The organism is Terriglobales bacterium (genome assembly GCA_035543055.1).
GTDB lineage: Bacteria > Acidobacteriota > Terriglobia > Terriglobales > Acidobacteriaceae > JAIQFD01.
The window spans coordinates 1-4960 of record DATKKJ010000110.1 but is presented as its reverse complement, the minus strand read 5'-3'; the positions used below and the strand labels follow the sequence as shown (position 1 = coordinate 4960).

At 64.6% G+C, this 4960-nt stretch carries 6 protein-coding genes; all 6 read left to right on the top strand.

All coding sequences use genetic code 11. The features are described 5' to 3' along the window. Positions 1-154: 154 nt before the first annotated feature. Positions 155-655: a phosphatidylglycerophosphatase A gene (locus VMS96_08005; GenBank protein HVP43362.1), complete on the top strand. Its 501-nt coding sequence runs from the start codon at positions 155-157 to the stop codon at positions 653-655. A gap of 28 nt (positions 656-683) precedes the next feature. Next, the gene (locus tag VMS96_08000) at positions 684-1739 is read left to right on the top strand and encodes a hypothetical protein (GenBank protein HVP43361.1); all 1056 of its coding nucleotides are present in this window, start codon (positions 684-686) and stop codon (positions 1737-1739) included. A 68-nt stretch (positions 1740-1807) separates the two neighbouring features. After that, positions 1808-3052, top strand: coding sequence for a competence/damage-inducible protein A (locus VMS96_07995; GenBank protein ID HVP43360.1), 1245 nt, complete (start codon positions 1808-1810; stop codon positions 3050-3052). A 96-nt stretch (positions 3053-3148) separates the two neighbouring features. Beyond that, complete coding sequence (thpR, locus tag VMS96_07990) at positions 3149-3730, top strand: RNA 2',3'-cyclic phosphodiesterase (GenBank protein HVP43359.1); 582 nt, start codon at positions 3149-3151, stop codon at positions 3728-3730. 56 nt (positions 3731-3786) lie between these two features. After that, complete coding sequence (gene plsY / locus VMS96_07985; GenBank protein HVP43358.1) at positions 3787-4470, top strand: glycerol-3-phosphate 1-O-acyltransferase PlsY; 684 nt, start codon at positions 3787-3789, stop codon at positions 4468-4470. Continuing rightward, a partial coding sequence (locus VMS96_07980; protein ID HVP43357.1) for a 2-dehydropantoate 2-reductase N-terminal domain-containing protein occupies positions 4467-4960 on the top strand: 494 nt, incomplete at its 3' end. The genes plsY and VMS96_07980, both read left to right, overlap by 4 nt.

Below are 4960 nucleotides of genomic sequence, written 5' to 3'. Positions count from 1 at the left end.
CTGCGCCGCGAGCCGGAATTCCCTTTCTGCTCCGAGCGCTGCCGCCTCATCGACCTGGGCAAGTGGGCCAGCGGCGCCTACGTGGTCTCCAGCCCCATCACCGACCCGGAAGCCATCGGCGACGCCGAGACCCAGCAGGCCAGGAAGGACCAGGATGAGCGCCGCCGCTCCTGAGATCTCCGCCGCTCGGACCCGCTGGGCGTGGTGGACCGCTACCTTCCTAGGGACCGGCTTCCTGCGCCCCGGCCCCGGCACCTGGGCCTCGGCGGAAACCACCGTGCTCTGGTACCTGGCCGCTTCGCGCCTGCCGGCACATGTTCAGGCAGTCGCCGCCATCGGAGTCGTGGTCGCCGTCTGTGCCATCGGCATTCCTGCGTCCGGCATCGTGGAGCGCGAGTGCGGCCGCCACGATCCCGGCTTCGTGGTCATCGACGAAGTCGCCGGGCAGATGCTCGCGCTGGTCGCCGTTCCTCTTCGTTGGAAAACTCTTCTCGCCGGTTTTATACTTTTTCGAGTCTTCGACGTCATCAAGCCGCCGCCGGTGCGCACCCTCGAACGCTTTCCGGGAGGGACCGGCATCGTGCTCGATGACCTTGGGGCCGGCGTGTATACACTGATCTGCGTCCAGGTGTTGCTGCGCCTGGGCGTGATCTGACTTCGCGCCGCAGCTATCCGACAAGCACATGGGCATCTCCGACCGCCTGCTCGGCAAGAAGAACGTGAACGGCAAGCCGCACATCGAGGCGGTGGAGCCGGCCTATGTCCTGCCCGGAGGCGAGTTCCGCATCGTGGGCAGCGGGCTCAAGCCTCCCGAGCTGCAGCGCCCCCGCGTGAAGCTGGGCGAGATTGATGTCCCCATTGTCATCAGCTCCGACGATTTCCTGATCGCCCGCGCGCCCGAGTCCGCCGTGTCCGGCCCGGTCGTGGTCTCGACCAACGGTTCGTCCAGCAATCCCGGGAATCTCGGGGTCGCCGTCACCATCGCCGAGAACCTGCACCCGGTGACCAATCCCGCCCTCGACCCCGAGGGCAACATCTACGTCACCTTCTCCGGCTCGCGCGGGCAGAAGGTGCCGGTCTCCATCTACAAGATCGACACCAATTACGTGGTCAAGCCCTTCCTCTCGGAGATGATGAACGCTACCGCCATCGCCTTCGACCGCGAAGGGCAGATGTACGTCTCCTCGCGCTACGACGGCACCGTGTATCGCGTCGCCCCCAACGGAACCATGTCGTCCTACGCCGAGGGCATGGGCATCGCCACCGGCATGGCCTTCGACCACGAGCAGAACCTCTATGTCGGCGACCGCACCGGGACCATCTGGCGCATCGCCCGTGATCGCCAGATCTTCGTCTTCGCCACCCTGGAGCCCAGCATCTCTGCTTACCATCTGGCCTTCAGCCCGAGCGGCGACCTCTTCGTGACCGGCCCCACCACCTCCAGCTTCGACGTGGTGTACAAGGTCGATCCGCATGGTGCCCCCAGCGTCTTCTACCGCGGATTGGGACGCCCCCAGGGCCTGGCGTTCGACGCGGCGGGGAATCTCTATGTCGCCGCCTCCCTGGCCGGCAAGCGCGGCATCGTGCGCATCACTCCCGACGCCAAGGCCGGCACCGTGGTCTCCGGGCATGGCTTGGTCGGCATCGCCTTCGCACCCGGACGCTCCGCTATCCTGGCCACCAACAACGCCGTCCATCACCTCTCCTGGGACATTCAGGGGAAGCCCTTACTGGACTGAGTTCCTGGTTTCTTGCTGAGTACTGAGTACTTCTTCCCCACCCGAACGCCTTTGCTACACTTCCAGTTGTGATCGCCGAGATCATTGCCATCGGCTCGGAGCTCCTTACGCCCTTCCGCCAGGACACGAATTCCCTCTACCTCACGGAAAGGTTGAACGCGCTGGGTATCGAAGTGGCCTTCAAGACCGTGGTCGGCGACAGCCACGAGCAGCTCACCAGCGTCGCCCGCACCGCGTTGTCGCGCACCGATCTGGTCATCTTCATGGGCGGCCTGGGCCCGACCGAGGACGACGTGACCCGCGAGTCCGTAGCCGACGCGCTGGGCCTGGAACTCAAGCGCGACCCCGACATCGTCGCCGCCCTCTACAAGCGCTTCGCCGAGCGCCGCTGGAAGATGCCGGAGAACAACGTCAAGCAGGCGGATGTGATCGCCGGCGCCACCGTTCTTCCCAACACCCGCGGCACCGCGCCCGGCCAATGGCTGGAAGGCTCGGTCGAGGGCAAGAACAGACTGATCATGCTCCTCCCCGGCCCGCCCTGGGAGCTGAAGGCGATGTTCGAGGAGCACTGCTACGAGCGCCTGAGAACCAAGGTGCCGCCCATCTTCCTCGCCCGCCGCGAGCTCAAGATCGCCATGATGGGCGAGTCGGAATGCGACCGCCGCGCTTCGCCCATCTACAGGAAGTACGACGACGTGCAGACCACCATCCTGGCCGACGCCGGCGAGTGCCAGCTCCATCTTCTCTGCCGCGCCGGCTCCATGGAAAAGGCGCAGAAGCGCGTGGATGACCTGGCCGGCGAACTGGAGGACGAATTCGACGAGTTCGTCTTCGCCACCCACGGCGAGACCTTGGAGCAGATCGTCGGCTATTACCTCGACATGCGCGGCGCCACCATCGCCGTCGCCGAGTCCTGCACCGGCGGACTGCTCGGGGCAAGGCTGACTTCCGTCAGCGGCAGTTCCCGCTATTTTCTGGGTGGCGCCCTGGTCTATTCCGATGACCTGAAGCGCACCTTCGCCGAGGTGCCGCCGCTGCTCATCAAGGAAAAAGGCGCGGTGAGCAAGGAGGTCGCGGCCGCGCTGGCGGAGGGCATTCGCAAGAAGTGCAAGGCAACCTATGGGCTGGGTGTCACCGGCATCGCCGGGCCGACCGGCGCCACCGAAACCAAGCCGGTGGGGCTGGTCTACGTCGCGCTCGCCGATGGCGGCAAGACCGAAGTGGTCGAACGCCAGTTCCCCGGCGACCGCGACCGCGTCCGCCGCTGGGCCACCCAGCAGGCGCTGGACCTGGTGAGACGTAAGCTGATGTGACCGGATTGAGTAATCGGGAAATTGTGTAATCGGGTAATTGCCGCCTGGTTTTCTGAAATTACCCAATTACCCGATTACCCAATTACACAATCACGTATGCGCCTGTTCGTCGCACTAGACATTCCCGACGAGATCCGCCACCGGATCCGCACTTTCATCGCCGGCGTCCGCGGCTTTGCCCCCGACGTCCGTTGGGTCGCCCCGGACTCGCTGCACCTGACCCTCAAGTTCATCGGCGAGCAGCCCGATGACAAGCTCGGCGCCATCAAAGATGCACTCACGACGGTCGCAGCCCAGGGGGTGGACGTCAGATTCCGTGGCACCGGCTTCTTCCCCACCGCCAAGTCCGCCCGTGTTTTCTGGATCGGCATCGAAGCCGACACGCGCCTGGCCGATCTGGCGGCAGGTATCGACCAAGCTCTGGAACCCCTGGGCATCGAACGCGAGCCGCGTGCCTTCTCGCCCCATCTCACGCTCGCGCGTTCCGGTTCCGGCCGCCCGCAACGCGGCCGCGGCGACCGCCCCAATCGCCTCTTCGCCGTCCTGCAGGACCGATTGGCGCAAATGCCCCCGCCCGACTTCGGTACAATGACCGCTCGCGAGTTCTTCCTGTACTTGAGCGAGCTGTCGCCCAAAGGCGCACAGTACACCAAGCTGGATCGGTTTGCATTGCCGTAGAGACGCCCGTCAGGACGTCTCCTGAGACAGCCTGATCGCTGTTTCTACTGAAAAGATTGCTGACTATCTACATCATCGTCGCCGCTGTCGCCTATCTGCTGGGCTCCATCCCTTTTGGCTACATCCTCGTCCGCATCTTTCGCGGCGAGGACGTCCGCGCCATCGGCAGCGGCAACATCGGCGCCACCAACGTCGCCCGCAAATCGCCGTTACTGGGATTTGCAACGTTGTTCCTCGATGCTGCCAAAGGCTTCTTAGCCGTTCAGGTTGCGCTGTATCTCATTCCCGGATCGTTCACCTTCTTCGCCTCGAATGTGTCTAGGCCGTCATGGGTGAAGCCGAACTCTTTCCCTCAACAGTGGTACCTCGCCCTTGCGATTGCAGCCTTATTCGCCATTCTCGGGCACATCTTCCCCGTCTGGCTGCGGTTCAATGGCGGCAAGGGAGTCGCCACCGGGGTTGGATCGTTCCTGGCTTTGGCTCCAAAAGCTGTCCTGATCGCTCTGGTGATCTTCGCGGCGGTCGTGATCGTGTTCCGCTATGTGTCGCTCGGCTCCATCCTCGCGGCTGCCGCATTCCCTGTCTTCGCGTGGCTCCTTAATGGCGAAAAGAATTCTCCCGGTGTGCTGGCTGCCATGATCGCCGCCTCGGCCCTCATCATCCTCAAGCACCACGCCAATATCCGCCGCCTCCTCGCCGGCACCGAGCACCGTTTCGAGCTCAAGAGGACGCGCGCATGAACATCGCCGTCATCGGTGCCGGCGCCTGGGGCACCGCCCTCTGCATCGCTCTCGGCCGCAAAGGCGGCCACCGCATCCGCCTCTGGGCGTACGAAAAAGAGGTGTGCGAGTCGGTCAACTCCCGCCACGTGAACGACCTGTTCCTCGCCGGCCAGAAGATCCCCGACGCCGTCACCGCCTCCAACGACTTCGCCCACGTCCTCGACGGCGCCCACATCGTGGTCAGCGTGATGCCCTCGCACCACACCCGCCGCCTCTTCCGGCAGATGAAGCCGCACCTGCGCCCGGAGATGCTCTTCGTCAGCGCCACCAAAGGCATCGAGAACGATTCCCTGCTGCGCATGACCGAGGTGATCGGCGCGGTGCTGGCCGATAAGTTCCACCCGCGCCTGGGCGCGATGAGCGGTCCGTCGTTTGCCAAAGAAGTCGCCAAGGGCGATCCCACCGCCATCGCCATCGCTTCCACCGATGCCGAACTCGGCTGCCTGGT